The organism is Halapricum hydrolyticum (assembly GCF_025517535.1).
Taxonomy (GTDB): Archaea; Halobacteriota; Halobacteria; order Halobacteriales; family Haloarculaceae; genus Halapricum; species Halapricum hydrolyticum.
This window is the reverse complement of the sequence record NZ_JAOPKC010000008.1, coordinates 53,906-79,989: the sequence shown is the minus strand read 5'-3', so window position 1 is coordinate 79,989 and position 26,084 is coordinate 53,906. Positions and strand designations below refer to the sequence as shown.

Below are 26,084 nucleotides of genomic sequence, written 5' to 3'. Positions count from 1 at the left end.
TGTGTTCTGATTTCGTATGTGTTCTGGCAGTTCGGTGTGTTCCAGTCGCGCGTTCTGCGTGTGTATTCAGGGACTCTGTGTGCGTGTTCGGGCGATCTGTCGTCGGCTCCGCCGGCCTTCACCGCTCCGGGCCCCGGGGCACATCGACAGTCGGCTCGTCGAGCGGCGTCTCGCCGATCGGTCCTTCCTCCGCCTCGAAGGCGGCGACGAATCGCCGAAGCCCCTCGTCGATGTCGATCGTGGGTGCATAGCCCAGCTTCCGGAGCTTCGTGACGTCGGCTCGTAGCGCCACGGGATCGCCCTTCCAGCTGGAGCCGGTGAATCGCACCTCCGTGTCGAGCCCGAGCAGTTCGATCATCATCGCCGCGAGGTCGCGGATGCTGATGACTCCCTCGCCGGAAACGTTGTAGGCTTCGCCGGGCTCGCCGCGGTCGGCGAGCAACAGGAACGCCGAGACGGTGTCGTCGATGTACGTGTAATCCCGGACCTGCTCGCCGGTGCCCAGCACCTCCAGCTCCGTCGGGTCGGCCTGCAACTTCTGCAGGAAGTCATACATCACGTACCGGGGCTGGCGCGGGCCGTACGTGTTGAAGATGCGCAGCGCCGTGGTGTCGAACCCGTGTTCGGTATGGTAGGCCCGAACGTATCGATCGCCGGCCAGCTTGTGGACGCCGTAGGGCGAGATCGGGTTGTACGGGTGGTCTTCGTCCATGGGGGCGTACTCGGGGTTGCCGTAGACGGCACACGAGGAGGCGTACACGATCCGCGGATCGAGATCGGCCGTCCGCAGCGCTTCGAGGAGGTTCAGCGTCCCCTCGGTGTTGACCGCCAGATCGTCGTGGGGCGCGTCCCACCCGGCCGAGGTTCGGCGCGTGTCCGCGGCCGCCGCGAGATGGAAGACGACGTCCGGGTCGTCGATCGCGTTCGCCAGTGCCGTCCGGTCGCGAACGTCGACCCTCTCGAAGGCTGCGTCGTCGTGGACGTACTCTCGGCGCCCCGACGAGAGGTCGTCGAGGACGGCAACTTCGTTGTCCTCCACCAGCGCGTCGACGAGGTGCGAGCCGATGAAGCCCGCGCCGCCAGTGACGAGAATCCGCTTTCCCTCGATCATCGCTGCACCTTTGTCTGCCCAACAGTCACTGAAGTAATAGTACCACCCTCATTATATAGATAAATTGCCGGGAACCCTAATGAACGTTTGGGTGAGATAATGGCATGCAAACGGACCTTACTGGACACGTAGTGGCCGATCGGTGACGCTATCTCTCACGGCTGTCACCGGCCAGTAAGACCGTCTTTCACGTTCACCCCTGTCGACGCTGACTCTTGACACCCTCCTAATCGGTGACACTGTCCTCTGTCGCGTTCTCGTACACAGCACGGAGCTCCTCGGCCACGCGCTCGAAGGTTCGCTCGGACGCGAACGTGCGCATCGACTCCGCGTCGTAGGTCGCGGCAGGGTCGGAGGCGAATCTCGCGAGCTTCCGCCGGAGGTCGTCGGCGTCCTCGGGAACGAACGTCAGGCCGAGATCTCGATCGCGGATCTGCCGGTCGAAGACGCCGAAGGCTGGTGCCAGGATCGGCTTGCCGGCCCCGCAGGCTTTGAGGAACGGGCCGCTGGTTCGCCGCAGGCCGAACGCCGGTCGGTAGGGGACGACGAGCCCGTCGGCGGCCGCATAGTACAGCGGGACGTCCCCGTCGGGGATAAAGGACAGCACGTCGTGGATCGGGACCGACGTCCGGCGCTTGGCGGCCTGGACGTCCTCGGCGGTCACGTCGACCGGTTTGCCTGCCAGCACCAGGGTGAACGGCGGACCGTCGTAACCCGAAAGCGCTTCGAGCAGCACGTCCACTCCCTTCTCGTGACGGAGCTCGCCGAACTGCAGGAGGACAGTCCTGTCCGCGTCGATCCCGAGACGCTCACGCGCCGTCTCTTGGTCGGGGAGGTCCGTCCACAGCTCCAGCGTGTCCGGGACGTACACCAGTCGCTCCGTGGCAAAGGCCGGATCCATATCCCGGACGTATTCGGCCGCCTCGATCGATTTGACGACCAGCCGGTCGAGTGCGCCGGCGTCGATGCAGTTTTCGAGCATCGGCGGTGAGAGGAGACTCGCGAGTACGTCCTCGAACAGCGCCCGGTCGAACCGGTCCGCGTAGGACGTCGCGCCGGCGACTCTAGTGCTGGCCGCGTACAGCCAGTTTTTGAGCAGTTGCGCCTGCTCTCGCTCACCGAGCGCCGCCCGATGAATCCCACGTAGCAGGCTCGCACCCGGCTCGGTCCCCATTGCCGCCGAGACGATTCGATGGCGTCGCGTGTTCCTGAAGAACCGGCCGCCGTCGAGCGTCCCGACCACTGCGGGGCCCGTTCGATCGTTTTCGGCGTGCTGGTAGAGGTACTCCAGCACGTCGTCGATCTCAACGAAGTGAAGCAGGTCGTAGTCGCCCTCGCGAGCGACCCGGAACGCGGCGTCGACGGCCGCCCGGCGGTAGGCGTCCGTGCCGCGGTCGTCGGTGCCGGGAGCGAACGCCGGAGCTTCGATCAACCGCTCGGCCGGGAACAACTGCTCGTGACGGTCCGTCACGTCAGTCGTGAGCAGATCGACCGTGAGCCCGGCGTCCGGGTCGTGTAACGCGTCGACGATCTCGCTCCCGAACTCCAGGTGATAGCCCGCGTCGTGCAGATCGAACAGCAGAACTTTCATTACACCGAAAATAGCAGCCCAGACGTATCAATCTACGTGGGGAAACATTCACACGACCGCCGCCGGTGGGTGGTGGTATGCGAACCAGTGGGCCTCGCGTCCTCGCCGCCGTCGGACTCTGGATCGGTCTCGTCGCGGCCGTGCTGCTCGCAGCGGGGTCGTTCACCCCGGCGCTGGCCTTTCTGCTCGCGTATCTCGGCTACGTCGTTGCCTACCTGTTCGTCGAGCCGGCGGGGCTGTCCCCGCAGTGGCGACGCGTGCTAGTGGCCATGCTCGTCTTCGGTGCCCTCGGGACTGCTGTCATCATCGGCTTCGACGTCGTCGCTATCCTGGAGTAGCGGCTCGTCGGCGAGTTGGTAGGCCTCCGGCGCGTTCGCGAACGTCTCGACAGCCTCTCGCAGCCGCGTCTCGAAGCGATCGGCGGCGAACGGTGCCGCTGCGGCCCGCAGCGTCCCCCGATCGAACGTGGCGTCGGCGAGCCGTTCGACGCCGGCCGCGACGCCCTCAACCGTCGGTTCGACGACGACGCCCGTCCGTCCGTCTTCGATGACACGTCCGGGAAACCCCTCAGCCACGGTCACGACCGGCGTCCCGACTGCCAGCGCCTCGATCGGAACGAGACCGAAGTCCTCCCGGACCGGGACGTAGACGACGCCGGTCGCCCGCCGCAGGAGGTCGATCTTTCGTTGCTCGGAGACCGTCCCGAGGAACTCGACGTTCGAGGGAGCGTCGTGACCGATGTCGCCCGACCCGATACTCCCTGTCGACGCACCGACGACCTTCAGCGGCCGTCCCGACTCGGCGAACGCCTCAAGGACCGTCTCGGGTCGCTTCTCGGGGACGAGTCGGCCGATGAACAGGAAGTACGGCTCGCTCCCGTCGGATCTGGACACCTCGGGCAGGTCGACCGGCGGATACACGACCGTCGCTTCCCGCCGGTAGTAGCGTCTGATCCGCTCGCGGACGAGGTCGCTGTTGGCCAGGAAGGCGTCCACGCGATCGGCGGCGCGTCCGTCTAGCAGGTCGATCGCCGTCAGATACAGCCGCGCGACGGCCCGTGCCGGCGTCGAGAGCCGCTCGAGCGTGTCGGCCAACAGGTCGTTCGCCGGCCGGTACGGAGAGTGACAGTAATTCAATAGGTACTGCCCGTCGGTCGTCCGGTACTGGCGGCTGGCCCACCCAGAGGAGACGACGATGTCGAACTCGCGAAGGGGAGCCGTCTGCCAGTCGAACACGAGACTGAGTTCCTTCAGCCCGCTTCGCGTGAATACGCCGAAACGGTCGTACTTCTCGTCGGCGAACGTCCGGAGTTCGACTCCGCGATCGGCCGCCTCCGAACGAGCTTCCGGCCCGGCAGCGGTCGTCACGACGGGCGCGTCCAGCGTCTCCCCGATTCTGAGCGCGACGCGCTCGGCGCCGCCGAACTCCCACAGCTGGTCGTGCGCGATGGCGATGTCCAGGTCGTCGAGTGTCGTGTTGGTCATTCTATTGGCCTCCAGCGTGCTGTTCGCTCGCTGTCAGTGTCCGGTTTCTCCCACGGTCAAGATAGACGGCTGTCTGCCCTGCGCTGTAGAGCCGCGCCGAGTCAGGGATCACCGTCCGTTCGAAGGGGATGAAGCGCGTGTTGCCGAACCGCTGGTCGCCTTCGCGGTAGTTGATCGCGCCCGTCCGGCTGCTGTACTCGTCGACGAAGACGTAGCCCGCACCGCTCGTGGCGTTGCGGCGCACGAGCGCTCCGAAGGGGCCGGGCGGCCGCTTGTCCGACGGGTCAGTGTAGTAGAAGTACGACGGGTACGGATCGGTCGCCTCGGAGCCGTAAACCCTGACCTCGTCGACGCGGGTGTCGTGCAGCCAGCCGGCACCGGCCACGTCCGTTCGCGGCGTGTAGTGGGCGTAGAGGTGAAACACCTCGGGCGGTTCCCCTTCGTCGAGGGTGCGCTCGCGATCCAACAACGGCTGGGTGGAGCGCTCCTCGGTCACCGTCGCGGCGACGACGCCGCCGTTGACCAGCAGGAGGATGGCGAGGACGACCGGCACGCCGACTGCGAAGACGGCCGACCGCCTGTCGCCGGCGGGTCGCCGGTCGCTTTCGCCGGGGATCTCTTCGCTCGGTGCGAACCGCCCGAGTACGCTGATCCGGCTGCGTGTGTCGGCACGCCCGCCAACGGTGTGGACTAGCCAGGAGCCCGACTCCCTGATGGCCGTCCGCGTCGCGTCGAAAAAGACGAAGACGTACGGGAAGAGGACGGCGCCGGCGATCATGTACGATCGTTCGATCCCGAGGATAGTGGTCGGGGCGAACCCGGACAGCAGCACGCCGAGCGCGGCAAACGTCGCAGCGAGGTAGAACCCGCTGTCGGCCATGACAGGATGGCGCTGGCCGACGTCGGCACGGACCACTGCGAGGCGGCTAGCGATCGGCCGCGGAACCAGCCGGTTCAGCGGCGGATACCCGAGCGCGACGAACAGTGCGCCGAATCCCAGCAACAGCGTGAGAACGACGAACTCGACTCGGATGAGTTCGTAGGTGAGCGAGAACGTCTCCGCTGTCGCAGCACCCGCCGCGCTCTCGCCGAGGGAGACGTCGCCGCCGAGTATGCGTCCGACGACCTGTGCGGTCGCTCCGACGATGACCTCCAGCGCCTCGCCGCCCGCGAACCGCGAATACCAGGTGTGCGTGAGGACGACGGTGAGTATCGCCGTCGCCGCCGAGACTGCCGGCCGGATCGACTCGCGGACGCCGAACAGTACCGCGTAGGCCACGCCGACGACGAGGAACCCGCCGAGGATAATCGCCGTCCCGTAGAAGGAGGTGACGACGACGAACACAGCCGTCACCGCGACCGCAGCCTTACCGGTGTAGTTCAGGTCGCTGTCGGTGGCGGCCACGACGATCGCCAGCAGTCCCAGGAGCCCGAAGGCCGTCCTGGTGTCCAGTGAATATCGCGTGAAGAACGGATGGAGATAGCAAAACAGCAGGACCGAGAACAGCGTCGTCCGCCGGCCGAAGTACTGCTCGTAAGCCGCGTACAGCCCGATCGCGACGGTCGCGAACAGGAACGGGTGGACGAGCCGATACTCCAGTTCGAGCGGGAGGCCGGTGAGCTGTGCGTGGACCGGATGGAGGACGGTCAGACGCAACATCGCGTTCTTGTTCACGACGAGCGCGGGATCCCAGTAGCCGGCTGACAGCGCCAGGTTCGAGAAGTAATACTCGTAGTTGGCGTCGCCGGACTTGAGGAACTCCGTCATCACCGTGTTCTGGAGCAACAGCGCGAGCGCGACGGCGTAGCTGACGAGCAACTGTTCGAGCCGGTTGAACCGGGCGAGTACGGCCACGAGGGGCACGGCGGCAATCGCGACGAGCGCGACGAGCGCGGAGACGTTGGGCCCGTCCACCGTCAGGACGGCCGCCCCGACCGCAGCCAGCACCGGAAGTGCGACGGCCACCACAGCGACCGACGGACGGACGGCCCTCGCGCCCCCCATTCGGGGAAGCGATATCGCGGGTCTGCGGATCGCGACGGCGGCCCCCAGCAGCGCGACCACAGCGATCGTCCCGCCCATCACGAACGGCTCCGACAGCGGCGGGGCGACGCCCCACGGCCAGACGCCGTAGACCAGACTTGCGACCGCGAACACCGCCGACAGCACGGCCGTGCTCGCGACGACGGCGTAGACGAGGACAGGCGCTCGTCCGAGCGAGACGCCGGCCAGCGCCAGCACGAGCACCCCGGGGACCAGCCCGGCGTAGGGGATCGAAAGCGCCACCCGGAGCGCGTCGAAGACGCTCGCGGCTACGCCCGCCTTCTGCATCGCTGTCGCCGCGAGCAGGGCAAGCGTCCACAGCGCGACGACGACGAGCAACCGCCCCCACGCTCGCTGCCGGATCGCTCTCGCTCGTTCGACGACGTCGGACGCTCCGCTCATGGTTCTGATCGGTCCGTCGTTTCCGTCCCGACACCGATCTCCTCGTAGATGTCGACGATCTCGGCCGCCTTCGACCGCCAGGAGTACTGCTCCTGACACAGCGAGCGGGCAGCCGCCGCGTCGAACGTCTCCCCGAGGACGTCCTCGATGGCCGCGGCGAGCGCCCCCTCGTCACCGGGCTCGACGACGACACCGAGGTCGTGGGCGCGAACGTCGTCCGCGACGCCGACCACGTCCGTACAGACCACCGGGACGCCACAGGACAGCGCCTCCAGCAACACCAGCCCGAACCCTTCCTGGTCGCCGTCGGTCGAGGGGAGGACGAACACGTCCGCCGCGTTGTACGCGTCGACGAGTTCGGCTGTCGAGAGCCGACCGGCGAACCTGACCCGATCGGCGATCCCGAGTTCCGCGGCGCGGTTCTCGTATCCCTCGCGGGCGTCGCCCTCCCCGCCGACGACGAGCCGTGGCGGCTCCGACCACTCGTCCCCTGCCAGCGCCGCCAGGAGCACGTCCAGGCCCTTGTACTCGTGGAAGGAGTCCAGGACGCTCAGGAAAAAGCAGTTGCGACCGTCGGGGTCGAACCCCAGTTCGCGCTGTCGGGCTGGGGGGACGTCCCCGGGAGCGAATAGATCCGTATCGACGCCGTTCGAGACGACCCGTACTTTCTCCGCGAACGGCTTCAAGTGTGGCGATCGCTGCAGGTACGCGGGCTGGGTGATGAGAATCCGGTCGGCGATTCGAAGCGTCGCCTGCAGGACCGTCCGGTTGTACAGCTTCGCGACGCGGTCGGCCAGCCCGGTGCCGACGATGTCGTTGTGGTAGGTGACGACGACCGGACGGTCGGCCACCAGGCCGAGAAACGCGCTGACGTCGGCAGACCACGGCGTCGGCAGGTGGGTGTGCACGACGTCGGCCCGCCGGAGCTCCCGGAGCAACGCCACGGGCAGGCCCGGTGTGAGATCGGTGTTCGCGATCCGGCCGGTCGTCCGCAAGCGATGGACTTCGATCCCGTCGACGGTTTCGAGTGCCGGCACGTCGACGTCGGGGCTGGCACAGACGACTGACACCTCGTGGCCTGCCTCGACGAGTGCCCGCGAGAGCGAGTGGACGTACGTCTCCACACCCCCGATAGACGGCGCGAAACGAACGGGGGTCTGGAGGACGCGCATACGGAACCGTTGGCTGGTGACGGCAAAAAGATTCCCTCGAATCGGTCCGGTTGACTGTCGCTGCCCGAAAGATATAACCTTTCTCACGGTAAGTATATCATACCTGATAATCATGTTTTCTCCACTTCTAGGTGTGACGGCGGGATCGGAGTGTGACACCGGTGTGCTCGCACTTTCGCGACCCGTGGGCGCCCGGCCGGGCCCGGAGACTGAGTAATGACACCGAATGATCACCCGTCGGCGTCTCGCGAGAGCGTAGAGCGTGACGACGGCGCGGCCAGGGAGACGGTCTCGTTTCTCGGTCCCGACAGCGAGACGACACCGATTCTGAGCGTCGTCATTCCCACGCTGAACGAGGAGGGCGGTATCGGGCCCACGCTCGAATCCCTCCGCGAGGGCGTCGCGGACCTCGGCGTGCCGACGGAGGTGATCATCTGTGACAACTCCAGCGATCGGACACCGGAGATCGCCCGGGAAGACGGTGCGATCGTCGTCACGCCCGACCAGCGGGGATACGGGGCCGCCTACAAGTACGGCTTCGAGCGCGCTCGCGGCGAGTACATCGTGATGGGCGATGCCGACACGACGTACGACTTCGGCGAGTTGCCGGCCCTGTACCGGTTGCTCGTCGAGGAGGAGGCCGACATGGTACTGGGAAGCCGGTTCGCCGGGACGATCGAACCCGGCGCGATGCCCTGGCTGCACAAGTACGTCGGCAACCCGGCGTTGACTGCCTTCCTGAACCTGTTCTACGATCTCGACGTGACCGACGCGCACACCGGCTTCAGGGTGTTCCGGTCTGACGTCCTGGAGGCGCTCAGCCTCCGGAGCGACGGGATGGAGTTCGCCAGCGAGATGATCATGCAGGCCGGGGCGATCGGTCTCGACGTGGTCGAGACGCCGATCACCTACCATCCTCGAGTCGGCGAGGCCAAACTGTCGACGTTCCGGGACGGCTGGCGCCACGTGCGATTTATGCTGGTCAACGCCCCCGGATACCTGTTTTCGCTTCCGGGACTGCTCCTCGGACTCTCGGGAATCGGCGTGCTGCTCGGGGCTCAGTTCGGCGTCGGGCCCGATCCCGGGCTGCTGGGGCTGATCGTCGGCTCGCTGCTCATCGTCGTCGGCTTCATGGCCGTGAGCTTCGGCGTGTTCAGCGCGCAGATCACCTCGCCGATACGCAAGCCGCGCGATCCGGTGACCCGCTGGGTGGAACACCACTTCAACCTGGAGGGCGGGGTCCTGTCCGGCATCCTGCTGGCGCTCTTTAGCCTGCTCGCGCTGTTCGCGAGTCTCGTTGGCACGGTCACGTCGGGATCCGGACCGCTCTCGACGCCGACGATAGTGTTGCTGGTGACGGTAATCGCGCTCGGCGTCGTGATCGTCTTCGAGGCGTTCTTCTTCGCGACGCTCATCGAGACGCGGCTGTTCGACCACGCGAACCGCCCCGATCTACACGTCGACGACGATTGATCGGCGTTCGTGCTGCCGAGGACGGTCGATCTGTGCTTCGTCTCGTCGGTTTCATCTCGTCGTGACGCGCGTCGTGAAGTACAGTACATCCACGGGGGGACCGCTCGCGTCGTCGCCTTCGTACAGCAAGACCCGCACGCGCTTTTCTCCGGGAGACGACGGCGCGAACGACAGCCGGTCGCGCCACTTCTGACCGGAACCAAGACGGATCGTCCTGGTCGTTTCGGTCCGGTTGCCGAGTTCGAGCACTACCGTGTAGGTCCGCTCGGCGTCGAAGTGGTTGACGACACCGACCTCGATCGTCGCCGTCTCGTTGACGAACAGGTCAGCCGGGTATCCGCCGGCCTCCCCGCCGGGTCCGAGGACGTAGAACTCCGTGTACTCGCCACTCCGGTCGGCTGTCCCGAGCGTGTAGATTGCGGCCGCCGTTCCGACCAGGAGCACAGCCACCAGGACAGCGAGCGACGCCCGTCCGACCAGCGGCGTCGACGTATCGTTCATCGTCGTCGCTCCGTTCGCAGTTCATACTGCCGGCTGTACCATTTCGAAATGATTCGCCACACTGGAGTGGCGAATATCTGTACGAACGTACCGCCAGCAGTATCACTCACCATCGGAACCAGCGGTGACGACCGACGAAGCAGGTGACCTCCGAACTGTCAGTGTGTATTGCCGTTGCCAGCGCCCGGTGGTTCCCGTCTTCGACGTAGCCGGGCATCGCTCTCACGTCCCACGAGCCGCCGTGATGGCGCTTCATCACTTTCGCCGATCGCTGGACCCAGCCCGGCTCGACGACGATCGGGGGGAACTCGGCGATGAGGTTCAGGACGGCTTCGAGGTTCTCGACGTACTGGACGCTGTAACTATCACTGTCCACGGCTTCGATCTGCTCGCGGACGTACGCGACCACGTCGGTGAACGGGCCGGTCAGCTCCGACGGTGGGAGATCGCCCGTCTCGGGCAACACCGTCCCGAGATCCTCGATGGGGTAGGACTCGAGCGACCACTCGCAGTGTTTCATCCGGCGGGCACGGCGCGGCCGGTACTGTTTGACGACCCGGTACTTCTCGCTGGTGGAGAACTCCTCGTCGAACCAGTTGCGATTGTTGCGGGCCCCTTCCAGCAGGGCTGCTTCCGGCGGTGTCGGCGACGCATCGAGCATCACCCTGACGAACTGTCTCGACGTCTGCCAGGCCAGGTACGAACCGAGCATCCGCCCGAAGACGTCACTCATTCGCTCCCATCTGGGTGTGACCGGACCTTAGTTCCTTCCCTGCTAGCGACTGGCGAGCGTCGCGCCGACCCGCAGCTGTGACCGGGAGAGTAGCCCCATCCAGACCGCGAGCCCGAGAAACAGCAACGCGCCGGCGACCCCGCCGACGACGATCGAGGGAAGCGGGCCGAGCGGGACGATCGCGATCAGCGGCAGGTACAGCACCGCGAACGCCAGCAGATGGAGACACAGGACGCCGACGATCCGCAGCGACGGGAAGCCGAAGGGCGTCCGTCGCCAGACGAACAGCGATCCGGCGAGCATCACTCCGTAGGAAATCGCCGTTCCGGTCGCCGCACCGGTCATTCCAAACCGCGGGATCAGGAGCAGATTGAGGACGACGTTCACGACTAGCCCGACGCCGGTAACCAGCTCCGTCGCCACGTTGTGGCCGGTCGCTTTCAGCGTCGGCGTGAACGCGCGGCTCAACCCGAACAGGAACGCGCCAACGAGCAGGATGCGAAGCGGCGTCGCCGCCGAGGCGTACGCCGGGCCGAAATAGAGGACGACGAACTCCTCTGCGAGCCCGAACAGCCCGACGCCGAACAGCGTCAGCGCGAGGAAGGCGTACTTGAAACTGCCCGCAGTGTCCGTGTCGATCTGGTCGATGTCCCCCTTGGCCCAGTGGCTCGAGGCGTTCTGCAGCAGCGACAGCTGGATAACAAAGGGGACGAACCAGATGACCTCCGCCGGGACGAGCGCGGCGCGGTAGATCCCGCTCTCGGTCACTGACCGGAAGTAATTGACCAGCAGGATGTCGGTCCGGTGCAGCAGGATGCCGGCCAGTCCGCCGAGCGTCTGGACCGCGCCGAAGCTCGCGATCGGCCGCCCTTGCGACCGCAGCGCGCGCCCGATGCGCCCCGCCGTCACTTCGACGTCGCGGGTGAACGTCCACCAGAGGACCGCCGTCGCGACGAACATAGCGACGACGTAGCCGACGAACACGCCCACGAGTCCCATCGCGACCGCGAGCGCGACCGCGAGCACGGCGTACAGCAACTGCCAGAGCACGCCCACCCGCTCGGCGACCCACTCCTGGCGACGGCCGTAGTAGACCCCCTGGAACGCCGTGAAGAGGTTCCCGACGAGCAACCCCGACGCGAGGACGAGCAGGTGCAGCTCGTACGTTTCCGGAACGATCGACAGCCCGACTGCACCCGCCAGGACGATCGTGATGACCACCCCGTAGACGGCGGCGAGGGCGATGCCGGCGAGGCTAGCGTCGCTCTCCTCGCTGTCGCCGGGGTCGAATTTCGCGACCTGGTTGGCGATCGCGCTGAACAGCCCGCCCTTGCCGACCGCTTCGACGACCGTGAACATGGCCATCACTGTCGCGAAGACGCCGAACTCCCGCGGCGTCAGGAGTCGGACCAGCACCGGGGTGAACGCGATCGTGATCACGAGGACGGTCGCCCGCCCAGTGAACACCGAGACGAACGACCGGAAGAGGCTCCCGCCGCTGTCCGGGACCGTCTCTGACTCGGCGCCGCTCTTGTTCTCGGCGCCGTCCGTCATAGGTCCGTTCCCGGCATTTTCGGCCGTCCGTACACACCAGACACGTCACGGCGTACGTCCGACCGGGTTATAATGTTCGGGGACAGGACGTTGCGGCGACGATTGCCTGGAGTGATACTTATACACGAGGAAACCGACGGGCGAGTCATGTCCCTCGCAGACTATCACGTTCCCGAGTTCTCCCCCGTGGCCGACGAGGCGGCGACCGTCGAGACCGACTCCTGTCGGTTCACCGTGCTCGCGCCGCGACTCATCCGTCTGGAGCACGACCCCGGGGGCGAGTTCGAGGACCGGCCGAGTCAGGCCATCTGGTATCGCGACCAGCCGGTCCCCGAGTTCTCGGTCGCGCGCACGGACGGCACGCTGGAGATCGAGACCGAACACCTGTACCTGCGATACGACCTCGGAGCCGGGTTTACGAGCGAATCGCTGGCGATCACGCTAACCGAGCTCGGGGCGACCTGGCACTACGGCGACAGCGAGGACAACCTCGGCGGGACGACGCGGACGCTCGACGGCGTCGACGGCCAGACCGACCTCGAACCCGGATTGCTCTCCCGTGATGGCTGGACCGTGCTCGAAGACACCGATCGTCTCGTCTTCGAGGACGGCTGGGTAACCCCACGCGACGCCCACGAGGACTACGAGGATCTGTACTTCTTCGGGTTCGGCCACGACTATCTCGGCGCGTTGCGGGCATACACCGACATCGCGGGCGACGTCCCGATGATCCCGCGGTGGGCGCTGGGCAACTGGTGGAGCCGCTACTGGGAGTACTCTCAGGACGAACTCCGCGAACTGATGGAGCAGTTCCGCGAGGAGGAGGTGCCGCTGTCAGTGTGTGTCCTCGACATGGACTGGCACGTCGTCGACAACTCGAATCACAGCGGCTGGACGGGCTGGACCTGGAATCGCGAGCTGTTTCCCGAACCGGAGGGCTTTCTGGAGAGCCTCGACGAGATGGGTCTGCGGTCGACGCTCAACATCCACCCTGCCGACGGCGTCCACTCTCACGAAGACGCCTACCCTGACATCGCCGAGCACGTGGGGATCGATCCCAGCAGGGGCAAGCCGGTCGAGTTCGACGCCAGCGACCCGCAGTTCCTGCGCGGCTACTTCGAGCACGTGATCGGCCCCCTGGAGGAAGACGGCGTGGACTTCTGGTGGATCGACTGGCAGCAGTGGCGCGAATCCCCCGAGATGGCGGGGCTGGATCCGCTGTGGGCGCTGAACCACCTGCACGCGCTCGATCGGACTCGCGACGGTCGGCGACCCTTCGTTCTCTCGCGGTGGGCGGACGTCGGCAATCACCGGTATCCGATCGGGTTCTCCGGGGACACGATCGTCTCCTGGGACTCGCTTGCCTTCCAGCCGTACCTCACCGGCTCGGCCTCGAACGTCCAGTTCGGGTGGTGGAGCCACGACGTCGGCGGCCACTTCGGTGGGACGGGCGACCCACACGAGTTCGGCGAGCTGTACGCCCGCTGGACGCAGTTCGGCGCGTTCAGTCCTATCAACCGGATCCACACCTCGAAGATGCCGTACGTCGACAAGCGACCCTGGCAGTACGACGGCGAGGTCGGTGACGCGCTCGAAGACGCACTCGTCCGACGACACGAACTGATCCCCTATCTCTACACGATGGTCCGGCGCAACCACGCCCGGAGTGAGCCGCTGATCCAGCCGCTGTACTATCATCATCCGGAAGCGGACGTCGCCTACCACCGTCCCAACCAGTACTACTTCGGCAGCGAGTTGCTCGCCGCTCCACACGTCCGCGAACGCGGCGACGACACCCACCTCTCGCGTCGTCCCGTCTGGCTGCCCGACGGCGAGTGGTACGATTTCACGTCCGGCGAGCGATACGAGGGTGGTTTTCACACCCGCTACGGCGATCTGTCGGACGTGCCGGTCTACGCGAAAGCGGGTGCGATCGTCCCGCTGGACGGCGAGCCCGCGTTCGGCGACACCGAGGCACCCGAGACGCTGCGGGTTCTCGCGTTCCCCGGCGCGGACAACACTTTCGACCTCTACGAGGACGACGGCGTCACCTGCGCCTCCCGTGATGGGGACTTCGCGACGACTGAACTCAGACAGGAGTGGCACGGTGACCGGCTCTTTTTCGACATCGGACAGAGCCAGGGCCAGCTCGGACACGTGCCCGACGGTCGGACCTACGAGATCTGTTTCCGCGGTGTCCGGGACGACCTGGACGTGACCGTCGACGGTGCCGAGTACACCCGGACCTACGACGACGAGACGGCGACGCTGACCGTGACTGTCGACGGGATCGACGCGGACGAGGCAGTGTCCGTCTCGCTCGACGGCGACGGCACGAACGTGCGTGCTGACGCGGACTGGCGGCTCCCCCAGGTTCGAACGCTGCTCCGGCACTTCTCGATACCTGCTGGCTCGAAACCGCCGCTCGAGGAGCACGCGGCGGCGTTCCTGCGAGGCGACCGCATCACGCTCGACTGGCTCGGGAACTTCGCCGCGGTGCTTTCCGATCGACAGTTGCGCGCGATCGCGGAGACGCTGGTCGATGCGGGCGCCGAGCGAATCGACTACGCGGGCGACGACCGACTGTTCTTCTGGAACGACTCCCGACGGACGGACATCACTCACCAGTTCGTCCGGTACGACCGCAGTGGCGTTCCGACGAACCGTGAGGGCGAGTCACGACACGGAACGCTTCCGGAGTACGACTGGATCCCCCTCTCGAAAATGGAGGCGTACGACTGGCGGTTCTCCCTCAACTACGGCACCTTCGTGACCGTTTCCCACGGTACCAGGGACGAATCGACGATCGACATCTGATACGGGCCGGTGCGACTGCGTGCATGAACTCAGGTCGGCGCGGTCGCGTGACAGTACGCTTTTGCCCTCGCGCCGAGGAGGTCGTTGGTATGGCACTCGCGTCGTACCACGTTCCTGAGTTTTCTCCCGTGGCCGACGAGGCGGCGATCGTCAGCGGCGACCGGTTTCGGTTCACCGTGTTGACACCGAGACTCGTCCGCGCGGAATACGATCCCGACGGCGAGTTCGAGGACCGGCCGAGTCAGGTGTTCTGGCACCGCGAGCAGCCCGTTCCGGACTTCGAAATCTCTCGGACGGACGGTCGGCTCGTCATCCAGACCGAAGCGATCCGCCTGGAGTACGTGGCCAACGAGCCGTTCGCCCCGTCGACGCTGTCCGCGCACGTCCGGGATCTGGGATCGGTCTGGCACTACGGCGACGACGACCTGGCTAACATGGGCGGGACGGTCCGGACGCTCGACCGAGTCGAAGGCAGCACCGACCTCGAACCGGGGCTGCTCGGCGGCGACGGCTGGACGGTGCTCGACGATACCGACCGACTCGTCTTCGAGGACGACGGCTGGGTGACGCCGCGCGACGCTCACGAGAACTACGAGGACATCTACTTCTTCGGATACGGCCACGACTACCTCGGCGCGCTCGAAGATTTCACTGCCGTCTCCGGGGACGTGCCGATGGTCCCCCGGTGGGCACTGGGCAACTGGTGGAGCCGATACGAACACTACAGCGCCGACCGGCTCCGTGACCTCATGACCCGGTTCCGCGAGGAGGACCTGCCGCTGTCGGTGTGTGTCCTCGACATGGACTGGCACGTCACCGACAACGAGTACCACGGTGGCTGGACGGGCTGGACGTGGAACCGCGAGCTGTTCCCCGATCCCGAGGGATTCGTCGACTGGCTCCACGAGGAAGGCCTGCGGACGACGCTCAACATTCACCCCGCAGAGGGTGTCTACCCGCACGAGGACGCCTATCCCGACATCGCCGAGCACATGGGGATCGATCCGGCGAGCGAACGGCCGGTCGAGTTCGACGCCAGCGACTCGCAGTTCCTGCGTGGCTACTTCGAGCACGTGATCAACCCGCTCGACGCGGACGGCGTGGACTTCTGGTGGATCGACTGGCAGCAGTGGGAGGAATCGCCTGAAATGGAGGGACTGGACCCGCTGTGGGCGCTCAATCACCTGCACGCACTCGACCGGACGCGGGACGGTCGGCGACCCTTTCTCCTCTCGCGATGGGGTGGCCTCGGCGGCCACCGGTATCCGGTCGGCTTCTCGGGTGACGCCTACGTCTCCTGGGACTCGCTTGCCTTCCAGCCGTATCTCACCGCGACGGGCAGCAACGTCAACTTCGGGTGGTGGAGCCACGACGTCGGCGGTCACTTCGGCGGGACCGGGACGCCGACCGGCTTCGGCGAACTGTACGCCCGCTGGGCACAGTTCGGCGCGTTCAGTCCGATCAACCGGATCCACACCGGTAACATCGAGTACATCGACAAACGGCCCTGGACGTTCGAGCCGACGGTCCGGGAGGCCCTGGGCGAGACGCTGCGGCTGCGCCACGCGTTGATTCCGTATCTCTACACGATGGCCTGGCGCAACCACGACCGCGGGGTCCCGCTGGTCCGGCCGATGTACTACCACCACCCCGAGATCGAACTCGCCTACCACGTCCCCCAGCAGTACTACTTCGGCAGCGAACTGGTCGTCGTCCCGCACGTCCGCGAGCGTGACGACGAGACGAACCTGGCTCGCCAGACCGTCTGGCTACCCGACGGTGAGTGGTTCGAGTTCGACACCGGGCGACCGTCCCGCGCCGGGCTGCACGCCCGCTACGGTGATCTGTCAGACGTGCCGGTCTACGCGAAAGCGGGTGCGATCGTCCCGCTGGACGGCGAGCCCGCGTTCGGCGACACCGAGGCACCCGAGACGCTGCGAGTTCTCGCGTTCCCCGGCGCGGACAACACCTTCGACCTCTACGAGGACGACGGAACGAGCCGGGCCTATCGCGACGGCGAATACGCGACGACGACGCTTCGGCAGTCCTACGAGCCCGGACAGGTCGAGCTGACCGTCGAAGCCGCCACGGACGCGACCGAACACGTCCCGACGACGCGGGACCTCGAACTGTGCGTCCGCGGTGTCCGGGAGGATCTCGCGGTCGAAATCGAGGGTGCGGACGGCTCCGTCGAGTACGACACCGAGACCCGGACACAGGAAGTCACGATCCCGGAACACGACGCAACCTCGTCGGTGACGGTGCGGCTTGTGGCCCCCGACGCCGACGTGGTCGTCGCCGAGGATCCCCGCCACGATCGCGTGCGGGAGCTGCTTCACCATCTCGAACTCCCGGCGCGTTCGAAATCGAAACTCGATGACTACGCGAGCGCGTTCGTCGCGGGCGAGCGCGCCGACCTGGATTGGCTCGGTAACTTCCGCGAGCGGCTGACCGGCGAGCAGGCCCGCGCGATCGTCGAGACGCTCTGTGACGTCGGCGTGGCCCACATGGACAGCGCCGAGACGGAGCGAATCCTGCTCTGGAACGGCGACGGTCGGACCGACATCACCTATCGTCTCTCGACGTTCGAGCGCGGCGAGATCCCGCTTGCGACCGAGGGCGACCTCGAATCCGGACCGCTCCCGGCGTTGAAGATCCTCGAACTCGACGATCTGGGCGGGAAAGACTGGACGCTGACCGTTGAGTACGCCGACGCGGGGAGCGTCTCCTTCGAGGGCGAGGGCGAGGCACCGGCCTACGACGGCGACATCTGGTGATCGGGCCAGGCCACGGTATCGCCGCGCGCGGCGAGTGATAGACCGTCAGCGTTAGGCACTCCCGCGCTCCATTCCGGTGTATGCTCATCACGGACGCGACGTTGCCGGACGGCCGCACCCGGGACGTCCGGATCGAGGGCGAGACCATCGCCGAGATCGGGGAGCTGCTGTCGACCACTGCCGAGGAACGGTCGATCGACGCTTCGGGCAAGCGACTCATGCCCGGAATGATCGACGTCCACGTGCACTTTCGACAGCCCGGCTACAGCCACAAGGAGACCTGGGCGAGCGGCTCGAAGAGCGCTGCCGCCGGCGGGGTGACCACGGTCGTCGACCAGCCCAACACCGATCCGCCGACGATCGACGGCGAGCGCTTCGATCACAAATCGGAGCTTGCTGCCGACTCGCTGGTCGATTTCGGGATCAACGGCGGCGTCACCGACGAGTGGCAGCCGGAGGAACTGTTCGCTCGCCCGCTGTTCGCGCTCGGGGAGGTCTTTCTCGCTGACTCGACGGGGAACATGGGGATCGACGCCGACCTGTTCGCCGACGCCGTCTCGCGGGCGAGCGAGCGCGACGTGACCGTTACCGTCCACGCGGAGGACGCGAGACGGTTCAACGAGAGCGCACGCGAGCGCGACGACGCCGACGCCTGGAGCGCCTACCGCACCCCGCAGGCCGAGATCGACGCCGTCCGCCGGGCCTGCACCGTCGCGAACGACCACGACGCGCGGATCCACGTCGCCCACACCTCCACCCCCGAGGCGATCGACATCGCGGCCGACGCGGGAATGACCTGCGAAGTGACGCCACATCACCTGTTTCTCTCGCGTAACGACCTCCCCGAATTGGGGACGTTCGGCCGGATGAACCCGCCGCTCCGCCGGGAGAACCGCCGCCGAAAGGTCTTCGAGCGCGTCGCCGACGGCACCGTCGACATGATCGCGACCGACCACGCGCCGCACACACGCGAGGAGAAGGACGCCTCGATCTGGGAGGCCCCGAGCGGCGTCCCAGGCGTCGAGACGGCGCTCCCGCTGCTGTTGAACGAGGCTCGCGAAGGGAATCTCAGCTACGAGCGCATCCGCGACCTGACGGCCGCCAACCCCGCAGCGGTCTTCGGGCTCTCGAACAAGGGTCGGATCGAGGCGGGATTCGACGCCGATCTCGTGCTCGTCGATCCCGACGACCCGCGGCCGATCCGCGGCGAGGAGACGCACACGAACTGCGACTGGACGCCCTTCGAGGGCATGGACGCGGTCTTCCCCGAACTCACGACGGTCCGCGGGACGGTCGTCTACGAGAACCGCCACGAGGAACTGTTCGGCGAACCCGTGGGCGAGAACGTCAGAAGCGCATAGTCCACGCTCGCCTGGTACGCGCGCAGTCCGTCCCGTCCGTCTCGCTGTGACGGACCTCTCGGCTCATACTGCTGACTGTCCCATTTCGAAGCTGTCTGGCGAATATCTGCACGAACGTACAGCCGGCAGTATCACCCCTGGTCCGGATTCCCGTTCCCCGGGCTTCCCTGGCTGCTTCCGGCCTCGGTTGTCTCGTTGCCGTCCCCGCTCGTCCCTTCCTCTCCGCTCGAATCCGTTTCGTCGCTCTCGTCCGCGTCGGTCTCGTCGCCTTCGTCCGCGTCCGTTTCACCATCCTCGCTCGTGTCTCGTCCGCTGTCTTCGCTTCTCTCGTCCGGATCGATCTCTTCGACATCGACGTCTTTACCGGCGACGCCACTCTCGGAGATCACCGGCAGGAGATTGTATCCGCCCGACTTCCCCTTCTTGACGACGTTAATGTCAAAGACGAACTCGAGCGTCTCTCCGGGGGTAACTTCGAAGGGTTTGACGATCTGGAGCTTGCCGCTTGGTATCTTGACCGAGACCGATTCGCCGTCGACGATCCCCTCGACGTCTGCCGCGTGGAGCTCGATCTTCGAGTACCGCCCTGCCGGGAGGTCGTCTTCGAAGACTCCCATCGCCTTGTCACCGACGACCTGCGTCAGATCGACCGTCGCGCCGTCCAGATCGAGAACGAAGAACCCGCGTTCGTCGTCCGGATCGCCGTTCTCGTTGCCGTCGTCCTCGTCAGCTTCGGTCTCCGTCTCGTCTTCGATGATTTCCGTCACAGTCTCCGTCTCGTCTTCGATGATTTCCGTCACAGTCCCCGTCTCGTCTTCGCTGATTTCCGTCACAGTCCCCGTCTCGCTTTCGTCGCGTTCAGTCTCTGTTTCGGTCTCGGTCTCCGTCTCGTTCTCGTCGACTTCAGCCTCGGTTTCCGTCTCAGCTCCGTCGACTTCGGTTTCCCCGTCGTCCGAGTCTCCGTCCTGCTTACCGCTCTGGAACACCCGCGCTCGGTCGAAGGTGACGTCCAGCGAATCGAACTCGTCGATCGCGACCGGCCGATCGCTGATGAGCAGTCGGAACGTCCCGACATTCGGGTCGCTCTCTGCGTCGCTCGTCGACGTCTCCCCGGGTGTGGAGTCGTCGGTCGCCCCACCGTCGCCCGTGTCGGTGCTGTTCGCTCCGCCGTTGCCGGTGTCGCCCGAACAGCCGGCCAGGAGTGTCGTACCGACTGCAGTGCCGGTGAGAAGGAATCGTCGCCGCCGGATGTGTCCGTTCTCATCTCGTGGCGTCGATGGATGTCGGGATGGGGTCATCGTACCTATCTCTTTCCACTGGCGGACCTATATATTCGAACGACGGTTCACGGCGTTTTGACCCCTTGAACTGTTCACGTCCCGGGATTTTGTACGAATACGCAACGCGTGCGGATGGAATAAAATGGATACGCATATGCCGTGTGCGACATCGGTGATGCCGAACATCACGACCAGTTCGAGCACGGACTGAACGTTCGGCATTCTGATGGCGGCGACCGTCGAACGAATCGGGACCAGTCAGTAGGGGACCAGACGTGTTGGAGAATTTCGGATGGGTTCGGACGGATTTGAACCGTCGGCCTCCTCCATGTCAAGGAGGTGTCGTAACCGGTCTAGACCACGAACCCTCGCTGATCGAACGCATCCCATCGTTGCAGGCAGAGGTAATTGAAGGTTTCGAAACGATCGTCTCGTCAGGCGATTGTCCACGTGTATCACGGCTGCCGTCCTGCGTCTCTCGGTCGTCGTCACGCCAGACCCGTTACTCGCGGCTGCCCGCCCCATCAAATCCGTTCCGGGTCCGAGATCGACACACCCTCGTCCGTTCCCGACACGCTTAAGTCGATGAACGAATTTGTACACTACAACACGAATCAGTCCATTGGTGGTCACGATGAAGGAATACATCGAACGCGTCACAGACGGGGAGGATCTCACAGTCGAGGAAGCTCGCGAGGCCGCGAGGGCGGTGTTTGAGGACGCCACCGAGGCACAGATCGGGGCGCTGCTCGCCGCGTTGCGGTCGAAAGGCGAGACGGAGGCCGAGATCGCGGGCTTCGCCCAGGGGATGCGCGAGGCCGCACACACGATCGAGCCCGACCGGTCGCCGCTGGTCGACACCTGCGGCACGGGCGGGGACGACTACGACACGATCAACGTCTCGACGACCAGCGCGATCGTCGCCGCCGGCGCGGGCGTCCCGATCGCCAAGCACGGTAACTACTCTGTCTCTTCGTCTTCCGGCAGCTCCGACGTGCTTGAGGCGGTCGGCGTCACGCTCGAGAGCGATCCCGACTCTGTCCGCAGTCACGTCGAGTCGTTCGGGATCGGGTACATGCACGCACCGGCGTTCCACCCCGCGATGAAGGCCGTCATCGGCCCGCGGAAGGAACTGGGCGTCGAGACGATCTTCAACGTGCTCGGGCCGCTGACCAACCCTGCCGGGGCAGACGCGCAGGTGCTGGGCGTCTACGACGACGACCTCGTCCCGTTGATCGCCGACGCCCTCGCGCGCATGCCCGTCGAGCACGCGCTGGTCGTCCACGGGGCCGGCATGGACGAGATCACCGTCCACGACGAGACGACCGTCGCCGAAGTCACGGGCAGCGACGTCGAACAGTACACGGTCGCGCCCGAGGACGTGGGGCTCGATCGGCACGACATCTCGGCCGTCGCGGGCGGCACGCCCGCCGAGAACGCCGCGGACCTGGAGGGGATCCTCGAGGGATCAGTCAACAGCGCGAAACGGGAGATCGTCCTCGCGAACGCCGGCGCGGCCGCCTACGTCGCCGGTCAGGCTACCTCGCTGGACGACGGCGTCGAAGTCGCCCGCCAGGCCATCGACTCGGGCGCGGCCGCCGAGAAGCTCGACGAGCTCCGCGAGGCCAGTGCATGACGCGGGTCAAGGTGTGTGGGTTCACCCGCGAGGTCGACCTCGCGGCCGCGGTCGCAGCCGGTGTCGACGCGGTCGGGCTGATCGCCGGCGTCACCGTCGAGACGCCCCGGGAGATCGGTCTCGCCGACGCGTCGCGGCTGGCAGCGACCGTTCCCCCGCTCGTTTCGACCGTCCTCGTGACGATGCCCGACGACGCGGGCGAGGCACGCCGACGGATCGAGCGCGTTCGTCCGGACGCCGTCCAGCTCCACGGGCTCGATCCCGCGGACGTCGCTGCGCTCGCGGACGCCCCGGCGGATGTGATCGCCGCGGTCGACCCGACTGACCCTGATCTGGACGCTTACGCCGGCGCCGCCGACGCCCTGCTGGTCGACTCGATCGACGACGCGGGTGGCGGCGGCACCGGCGAGACCCACGACTGGGAACGCACACGCGAGATCGTCACCTCTCTCGATGTCCCCGTAATCCTCGCCGGCGGGCTCACGCCCGAGAACGTCGCCACAGCCGTCGAACGGGTCGATCCTTTCGCCGTCGACGTCGCCAGCGGCGTCGAACGCGAGGGTGGCGTCAAAGATCACGATGCCGTCGGGCGGTTCGTCGAGCGGGCCACCCGCGCCAGGATCGCACCATGACGGGGGAGATCGATTTCGATCGCTCGCGCGAGGCGTTCGCCGACCTGGCCGCAGGTGATCGGCCCGCCGTCGTCCGGCTCGAGGCCGACCTCGGCGCGGACGTGGATCCGCTGTCCGCCTACGCTGCGCTGACGGGCCGGACGACCGATTTCGAGGGGGCCGACTACACCTTCTTGCTCGAAAGCGCCGAGAAGGTCGCCTCCAGCGATCCCGACGGTGCGTTCGCGCCGACGCCCGATGATCGCCACGCTCGCTACTCGTTCGTCGGATACGATCCCGTCGGCGTCGTCACCGTCGATCGGGAGACGACAGTCGAGGTCTTCGACGACCGCTACGCCGACTTTCTCACGCCCAACGGCGGCGACGTCCTCGACAGCCTCCGGGCGTGTCTCCCCGACGCCGAACTCCGGGGCTTCCCCGAGCACGACCGGCAACTGCTGGCGGGCGGGCTCGTCGGCTTTCTGGCCTACGACGCCGTCTACGACCTCTGGCTCGACGAGGTCGGGCTCGACCGCCCCGAATCGCGGTTTCCCGACGCGCAGTTCCTGCTCACGACGAAGACGCTCGTGTTTGATCACGCCGAGAATACCGTCTCGCTGGTGGCGACCCCGCTTCTCGGGCCCGGCCACGACGCCGGCGAGCGATACGACGAACTCCGGGCCGAGGCGAGCCGGATTGAGACAGTACTCGGTGGTGCGATCGATATCGACTCCGGCGGTTTCGAACAGCAGGTCGAGACGGCCGGTCCGAAAGACGAGTACGAGGACGCCGTCCGTGCGGCTAAAGAGTCGGTCCTGGACGGCGACATCTACCAGGGCGTCATCTCCCGCAAGCGCGAATTGTACGGCGACGTCGATCCGCTGGGGCTGTACGACGCGCTGCGTTCGATCAACCCCTCACCGTACATGTATCTCCTCGACCACGACGAGTTGACTGTCGTCGGTGCGAGCCCGGAGACGCTCGTGTCGGTCGGCGGCGACCGCGTCATGGTCAACCCCATTGCGGGTACGTGCCCGCGGGGAACGAGTCCCGTCGAGGATCGCCGCCTGGCCGGCGAGATGCTCGCTGACGAGAAAGAGCGGGCCGAGCACACGATGCTCGTCGATCTGGGACGTAACGACGTCCGGCGGGTATCCGAGCCCGGGTCCGTCCGCGTCGAGGAGTTCATGAACGTCCTCAAGTACAGCCACGTCCAGCACATCGAGTCGACGGTGACCGGAACGATGGCCGACGACGCGGACGTCTCTGAACCGGGCTCTGTGGCCCGAGAGACGGAGTCTTTCGACGCCTTCGACGCGGTGCGGGCGACGTTCCCGGCGGGGACGCTCTCCGGAGCGCCGAAGATCCGCGCCATGGAGATCATCGACGACCTGGAGCGCGAACCGCGCGGGCTGTACGGCGGCGGCGTGGGGTACTTCTCCTGGAACGGCGATGCTGATTTCGCGATCGTCATCCGATCGGCGACCGTCGAGGCCGACCAGCCACTGCCTACCGCTGCGGACGCATCGGGGGCAGCGGACCCCGCCACGAGTGCCTCGGGAACGGCCGACCGGATCACCGTCCAGGCCGGTGCGGGGATCGTCGCCGACTCGGTCCCCGAGAGCGAGTACGAGGAGACCGAGAACAAGATGCGAGGTGTCCTCGACGCGATCGAGGCGATCCGGGTCGAGCCGGAGGAGGCATCCCCATGAGTGCGACCGAATCTGAGCAGCTACAGGTGCTGTTCGTCGACAACTTCGATTCGTTCACCTACAACCTTGTCGAGTACACGAGCGAGCACGCCGAGACCGAGGTGCTTCGGAACACGGCGACCCTCGAGGAGGTGCGCGCGGCCGACCCCGACGCGATCATCATTTCGCCGGGACCGGGCCACCCGGAAAACGAGCGCGACGTGGGCGTGACGATAGACGTCCTTCGAGAACTCGGCCCCGAGGTACCGACGCTTGGGGTCTGTCTCGGACTGGAGGCGGCGGTCTACGCGTACGGCGGCTCGGTCGGGCGCGCACCCGAACCGATCCACGGGAAGGCGTTCCCGATCGACCACGACGGCGAGGGGGCCTTCGCCGGCCTCGAACAGGGATTCCAGGGCGGGCGCTATCACTCGCTGGTCGCGACCGAAGTCCCTGACTCCTTCGAGGTGACGGCGACGACCGAAACTGACGACGGATCGGAACTCATCATGGGGATCCGACACCGCGAGTATCCCATCGAAGCGGTTCAGTTCCACCCCGAGTCCGTGCTGACCGCCGTCGGCCACGACCTGATCCAGAACTTTCTCTCGGACATATAGGACGACGTCCCTGCCGGCTGTCGACTCCCAGACGTATGTCGTCGTGTCGAGATACCCCAGTCGATGCACCGCCCGACGTCTCCGGCCGGTGAACGCCCACTCGACGATCGCCCCTCGCCGCAGTGGGGATCAGCACGGGCGCGCTGGCCGGATGTCCCGAACTGACTGGTATCCAGCTAACGACGGCCGTGTCGACGAACCAAACTACGGACGGGACACCACCAACCACTGCCAGGTGGGTGCGTCATCGAAGTCGTCCGGCTCCATCCCGAATTCGTCCTGACTGCGGACGAGCGCGAGTTGACATGCAACGTCTGAGTATTGCCGCTTCCTGTCAGTCGTACCGAGACGTCGTTGACAAGAGGAGAGATTCCCCGGAATTGTAGGATTGATAACTAATAACGGCGTATACGTTCAGTCGAGATGGGGACCCAGCGATGAACTCGGGGCTCGGCCCGCTGTACGTCAACCAGCCTGTCGAATCGTCAGTGGGGGGTATGTGATGAGTGTCGTACTGGAGCTTTCGGTTCCGGGATCGGAACTCTCGTTTGGACCCGTCCTGAATACTATCTCTGAGATTCGAATCCGGTTCGACCGGATCGTTCCGGTCGGGACGGGATCGTTCTCGTACGTGTGGGTGAACGTCCCTGATCGAGACGCGTTCGAGGAGGCGATGCGACGACATTCCGTCGCCGAATCCTTTGCGTTCCTCCAGCAGGAAGGCGGCGAGTTCCTGTATCGTGTCGACTGGCGGTCCGAGGTCGATCCGTTCTTGCGGTGCCTCGGTGAGATTGCCGTCGCCGTATTACGGGCCAGCGGCACCGCAAACCGATGGCACTTCGTCCTTCGGTTCGACACGCACGACGACGCCAGCTGCTTCCAGCGACGCTGCTCCGAGCGAGACGTTTCGATCGATATCGAACGGGTCCTCAGCGACTCGGCCGGCGAGCACTCGGGTGAATTGCTCACTCCTTGCCAGCGCCAGACGATCGCCCTCGCGCTGGAGCGCGGATATTTCGACGTGCCGCGACAGACGACGATCGTCGAACTGGCGGAGGAACTCGGTATCTCCGATCAGGCGGCCTCCGCCAGGCTTCGACGGGCGACGAAACGACTCGGCCAACAGGCGCTCTCGAACGCGACCGAACCCGACACGCCACAGTCGCGCATCACTCGGCTGTGACGTCGCCCCGCGACGCCGTTTTGACGTCCTCCAACGGGTGAAC

19 protein-coding genes and 1 tRNA gene are annotated in these 26,084 nt (G+C 66.1%); 10 read left to right on the top strand and 10 right to left on the bottom strand.

The window, feature by feature from the left end; translation table 11 throughout:
* Nucleotides 1-118: 118 nt before the first annotated feature.
* Entirely contained in the window at nucleotides 119-1,111 is a 993-nt protein-coding gene (locus tag OB916_RS09070; protein WP_315908973.1) for an NAD-dependent epimerase/dehydratase family protein, read from the bottom strand.
* 226 nt (nucleotides 1,112-1,337) lie between these two features.
* On the bottom strand, nucleotides 1,338-2,702 hold the full coding sequence (locus tag OB916_RS09065) for a glycosyltransferase (RefSeq protein ID WP_315908972.1): 1,365 nt from the start codon (nucleotides 2,700-2,702) through the stop codon (nucleotides 1,338-1,340).
* A gap of 77 nt (nucleotides 2,703-2,779) precedes the next feature.
* Between OB916_RS09065 and OB916_RS09060 the strand changes: the two genes are divergently transcribed.
* Nucleotides 2,780-3,040, top strand: a complete 261-nt coding sequence (locus OB916_RS09060; RefSeq protein WP_315908971.1) for a hypothetical protein — start codon at nucleotides 2,780-2,782, stop codon at nucleotides 3,038-3,040.
* Here OB916_RS09060 and OB916_RS09055 read toward each other — a convergent pair.
* The 3 genes from OB916_RS09055 to OB916_RS09045 are packed head-to-tail and all read right to left on the bottom strand — an operon-like array spanning nucleotide 2,963 to nucleotide 7,804.
* The gene (locus OB916_RS09055; RefSeq protein ID WP_315908970.1) at nucleotides 2,963-4,186 is read right to left on the bottom strand and encodes a glycosyltransferase; all 1,224 of its coding nucleotides are present in this window, start codon (nucleotides 4,184-4,186) and stop codon (nucleotides 2,963-2,965) included. The two genes, OB916_RS09060 and OB916_RS09055, sit on opposite strands and share 78 nt — an antisense overlap.
* 1 nt (nucleotide 4,187) lies before the next feature.
* Nucleotides 4,188-6,632 carry a DUF2206 domain-containing protein gene (locus OB916_RS09050; protein WP_315908969.1) on the bottom strand — a complete coding sequence of 815 codons (2,445 nt, stop codon included), beginning with the start codon at nucleotides 6,630-6,632 and terminating at the stop codon, nucleotides 4,188-4,190.
* Complete coding sequence (locus tag OB916_RS09045) at nucleotides 6,629-7,804, bottom strand: glycosyltransferase (RefSeq protein WP_315908968.1); 1,176 nt, start codon at nucleotides 7,802-7,804, stop codon at nucleotides 6,629-6,631. Before OB916_RS09045 ends, OB916_RS09050 begins: the two co-directional genes overlap by 4 nt.
* A gap of 216 nt (nucleotides 7,805-8,020) precedes the next feature.
* On the opposite strand from OB916_RS09045, the gene OB916_RS09040 reads away from it, so the two are divergent.
* A complete protein-coding gene (locus OB916_RS09040; RefSeq protein WP_315908967.1) occupies nucleotides 8,021-9,277 on the top strand; it encodes a glycosyltransferase family 2 protein in 1,257 nt (418 codons plus the stop codon).
* Nucleotides 9,278-9,328: 51 nt separating this feature from the next.
* Here the strand turns inward: OB916_RS09040 and OB916_RS09035 are convergent, their stop codons facing one another.
* The 3 genes from OB916_RS09035 to OB916_RS09025 form a co-directional block, all read right to left on the bottom strand.
* Nucleotides 9,329-9,778: a DUF1616 domain-containing protein gene (locus tag OB916_RS09035; RefSeq protein ID WP_315908966.1), complete on the bottom strand. Its 450-nt coding sequence runs from the start codon at nucleotides 9,776-9,778 to the stop codon at nucleotides 9,329-9,331.
* Nucleotides 9,779-9,884: 106 nt separating this feature from the next.
* A complete protein-coding gene (locus OB916_RS09030; RefSeq protein ID WP_315908965.1) occupies nucleotides 9,885-10,511 on the bottom strand; it encodes a hypothetical protein in 627 nt (208 codons plus the stop codon).
* A gap of 42 nt (nucleotides 10,512-10,553) precedes the next feature.
* Nucleotides 10,554-12,065: an oligosaccharide flippase family protein gene (locus OB916_RS09025; protein ID WP_315908964.1), complete on the bottom strand. Its 1,512-nt coding sequence runs from the start codon at nucleotides 12,063-12,065 to the stop codon at nucleotides 10,554-10,556.
* Between the two features lie 147 nt (nucleotides 12,066-12,212).
* Between OB916_RS09025 and OB916_RS09020 the strand changes: the two genes are divergently transcribed.
* The 3 genes from OB916_RS09020 (at nucleotide 12,213) to OB916_RS09010 (ending at nucleotide 19,020) form a co-directional block, all read left to right on the top strand.
* Nucleotides 12,213-14,882, top strand: coding sequence for a glycoside hydrolase family 31 protein (locus OB916_RS09020; protein WP_315908963.1), 2,670 nt, complete (start codon nucleotides 12,213-12,215; stop codon nucleotides 14,880-14,882).
* Nucleotides 14,883-14,971: 89 nt separating this feature from the next.
* Entirely contained in the window at nucleotides 14,972-17,659 is a 2,688-nt protein-coding gene (locus tag OB916_RS09015; RefSeq protein ID WP_315908962.1) for a glycoside hydrolase family 31 protein, read from the top strand.
* A gap of 80 nt (nucleotides 17,660-17,739) precedes the next feature.
* Complete coding sequence (locus tag OB916_RS09010) at nucleotides 17,740-19,020, top strand: dihydroorotase (RefSeq protein ID WP_315908961.1); 1,281 nt, start codon at nucleotides 17,740-17,742, stop codon at nucleotides 19,018-19,020.
* 131 nt (nucleotides 19,021-19,151) lie between these two features.
* Here OB916_RS09010 and OB916_RS09005 read toward each other — a convergent pair whose 3' ends face one another.
* On the bottom strand, nucleotides 19,152-20,318 hold the full coding sequence (locus OB916_RS09005) for a DUF4382 domain-containing protein (RefSeq protein ID WP_315908960.1): 1,167 nt from the start codon (nucleotides 20,316-20,318) through the stop codon (nucleotides 19,152-19,154).
* A gap of 275 nt (nucleotides 20,319-20,593) precedes the next feature.
* Nucleotides 20,594-20,668: transfer RNA gene (locus tag OB916_RS09000), tRNA-Val, on the bottom strand.
* 266 nt (nucleotides 20,669-20,934) lie between these two features.
* On the opposite strand from OB916_RS09000, the gene trpD reads away from it, so the two are divergent.
* The 5 genes from trpD (at nucleotide 20,935) to OB916_RS08975 (ending at nucleotide 26,041) form a co-directional block, all read left to right on the top strand.
* Nucleotides 20,935-21,936, top strand: coding sequence for an anthranilate phosphoribosyltransferase (trpD, locus tag OB916_RS08995; RefSeq protein WP_315909007.1), 1,002 nt, complete (start codon nucleotides 20,935-20,937; stop codon nucleotides 21,934-21,936).
* Complete coding sequence (locus OB916_RS08990) at nucleotides 21,933-22,568, top strand: phosphoribosylanthranilate isomerase (protein ID WP_315908959.1); 636 nt, start codon at nucleotides 21,933-21,935, stop codon at nucleotides 22,566-22,568. Before trpD ends, OB916_RS08990 begins: the two co-directional genes overlap by 4 nt.
* Nucleotides 22,565-24,259: an anthranilate synthase component I gene (trpE, locus tag OB916_RS08985; RefSeq protein WP_315908958.1), complete on the top strand. Its 1,695-nt coding sequence runs from the start codon at nucleotides 22,565-22,567 to the stop codon at nucleotides 24,257-24,259. The genes OB916_RS08990 and trpE overlap by 4 nt, the downstream gene beginning before the upstream one ends.
* Entirely contained in the window at nucleotides 24,256-24,858 is a 603-nt protein-coding gene (gene trpG / locus OB916_RS08980; RefSeq protein WP_315908957.1) for an anthranilate synthase component II, read from the top strand. The genes trpE and trpG overlap by 4 nt, the downstream gene beginning before the upstream one ends.
* Before the next feature lie 502 nt (nucleotides 24,859-25,360).
* Entirely contained in the window at nucleotides 25,361-26,041 is a 681-nt protein-coding gene (locus OB916_RS08975) for a helix-turn-helix domain-containing protein (protein WP_315908956.1), read from the top strand.
* Nucleotides 26,042-26,084 lie beyond the last annotated feature (43 nt).